The sequence below is a fragment of the Streptomyces sp. ICN903 genome (genome assembly GCF_022015835.1).
Classification (GTDB): Bacteria; Actinomycetota; Actinomycetes; order Streptomycetales; family Streptomycetaceae; genus Streptomyces; species Streptomyces fenghuangensis.
In genome coordinates this window covers 1-2385 of record NZ_JAKMAY010000496.1, presented here as the reverse complement: position 1 = coordinate 2385, position 2385 = coordinate 1, and the positions used below count along the sequence as shown (strand labels likewise).

At 75.3% G+C, this 2385-nt stretch carries 2 protein-coding genes; both read left to right on the top strand.

Features of this window, described 5'->3' with window-relative positions:
- Positions 1-23: 23 nt before the first annotated feature.
- Positions 24-926, top strand: a complete 903-nt coding sequence (locus L7D48_RS28165; protein WP_237883830.1) for a TetR/AcrR family transcriptional regulator — start codon at positions 24-26, stop codon at positions 924-926.
- A gap of 315 nt (positions 927-1241) precedes the next feature.
- On the top strand, positions 1242-2385 hold a 1144-nt coding region (locus L7D48_RS28160; protein WP_237883828.1), incomplete at its 3' end, for a sigma-70 family RNA polymerase sigma factor.

The following is a 2385-nucleotide window of genomic DNA, read 5'->3' as shown; positions in this document are numbered from 1 at the left end:
CCATACAACCGGGGGAATACAACATGCATATTCAGGGCATTCAGGGCTCTCGCTGGTCTACCGCCGTCATCTCCGACTCTTCCGCGGACGGCGGGGCGGGCCCGGTGAACGGGGCGGTCCCGGCGGGCGGAGGCCGCGGGGCCACGCGCGCGGCCGACGGGGGGAGCGTCAGGGGGAGCAGGCGTACGACCCCGCTGCGGGTCGACGCCCAGCGCAATCTGGAGCATGTACTGCGCGCCGCCCGCGAGGTCTTCGGCGAGCTGGGCTACGGCGCTCCGATGGAGGACGTCGCGCGCCGGGCGCGGGTCGGGGTCGGCACGGTCTACCGGCGTTTTCCCAGCAAGGACGTACTGGTGCGGCGCATAGCGCAGGAGGAGACGGCGCGGCTGACCGAGCAGGCCAGAGAGGCGCTGGGGCAGGAGGAGGAGCCGTGGTCGGCGCTCTCCCGGTTCCTGCGCACCTCGGTGGATTCGGGTGCCGGGCGGCTGCTGCCGCCTCGAATACTGCGGGTCGGGTCGTTCGCCGACGGGCCGGGCGGGGCCGCCGGGGACATGGGCGCCGGCCCGGGGGGAGAGCGTACGCCGCAGGGCGGTGGGCACGGGCAGGCCGGGTTGCGGCTGGTGGACGGCCGGGCCGGCCGGGAGCGGGAGAAGGCCGTAAGCACCGGGGAGAAAGAGAACGCCGGAAACGCCGAGGACGACGCGGGCGTCCTCGAACTGCTCGATGTCGTCGGGCGCTTGGTGGAGCGGGCGCAGGCCGCCGGTGAACTGAGGTCCGATGTGACGGTCGCGGACATACTGCTGGTGATAGCCACGGCGGCGCCGTCCCTGCCGGACGCGGTGCAGCAGGCCGCGGCCTCGGCGCGGCTGCTCGACATCCTGCTGGAGGGGCTCAGGCCGCGGTACGCCAAGCCTGTGGGGGCCTGAGGCGGGGCCCGGGACGCCGGTGGCGCGGCGGCGGAGCAGCGTTTTTCGGCCAGATTCACGCAGCCGCCGTTCGACTCCCGTACCTCCATACCTCGTACGGGCGCCGTGTGCGTACCGTTTCGCGGTTTCCCGCCCCGGACGGGTGATTGAGGCGCACGGCCGGGAATGCGCGGCCCTCGCCGTGACACGCTTTGCCGGTGTTCGGTGGCGACTGTGTGTACGGGGGTTCTCGCTTTGGGTGCTGACGGGCGGGGGGAGCCGCGCGGTCCACAGGGTGTGGACGGAGCGGAGGAGGCCGGGGGAGCGGTTGACGCCGTGCCCGGCGACGCGGAGCTGGTGTCGCGGATGCGCGGCGGGGACACCCGGGCGTACGAGGAGCTGTACCGGCGGCATGCCGGCGCGGTGCGCCGCTACGTACGCCACTGCTGCCGGGACACGGCGACCGCGAACGACCTGACGGACGAGGTCTTCGCGCGCACGCTGCTGGCCGTGCGCGGCGGTGCGGGGCCGGACACGGCGGTGCGCACCCATCTGCTGGCGGCGGTCCGGGATGTGGCGGCGGCCTGGGCGGGGACGAGCGGCTGGGATCTGCTCGTCGAGGACTTCGCGGTCTTCGCGGCGGCGGCCGATTCGCCGGGTGGCGAAGGGGCCTTCGTGGCGAACGCGGACGTGCGGGCCATGCGGAGGGCCGAGCGGTCCACCGCGGTGCGCGCCTTCCGCGATCTGCCCGAGCGGTGGCAGGTGGTGCTGTGGCACACCGTGATCGAGGAGGAGCCGCCGCAGCAGGTCACGCCGCTGCTGGGCATGGCGGAGGACGCGGTGGCGGTGCTGGCGCAGCGGGCGAGGGAGGGGTTGCAGCAGTCCTACCTCACGTTGCGCACCGCCGGGACGCGGGCGGCGGGCGGTGAATGCGCACGCCGTGCCGACCGGCTGGGGACGTATGTGCGCGGAGGGCTGCGGGCCCGGGCGGACCGGGGGCTGCGCCGTCATCTGGAGCGGTGCGCCGACTGCCGGTCGGCGGCGCTGGGCGCCAGGGACGCCTGCGAACGGCTCCGGGTGGTGCTGCCGTCGGCGGTCGTGGGCTGGGGCGCGGACGTGTACTCGCCGTACCCGGCGGTGGGTTCGGCGCAGGTGTACGCGGCGCAGGGTTGCGCGGAGGAAGGAGGCGCCGCGGAGGCGTGTCCGGCGGGGGCGCGTTCGGCATGGACGTACCCCGTGGCCGGGACGGTGGGCCCGGCCACGGCGGCCGGAGGCGTGGACGGTGCGGCCGGCAGCGGGGCCGCGGTGTTCGACGGGCTGGGATCGACCGCCAAGGCGGGTGTGACGGCGGGGGTGATGGCCGCGGCCGTGGCCACCGTGCTGACGCTGGCGCTGGTGACCGACGGCCAGCCGTCGCGAGGCCCGCACCGTGGGCCGGGGGCACGTCCGTCGGCGGCCGGCGCGTCCGGCACGGCCGGCG

Excerpts from the sequence above, each read along its gene's own strand:
- L7D48_RS28165 (WP_237883830.1), top strand. The coding sequence starts at position 24 with ATGCATATTCAGGGCATTCAGGGCTCTCGCTGGTCTACCGCCGTCATC.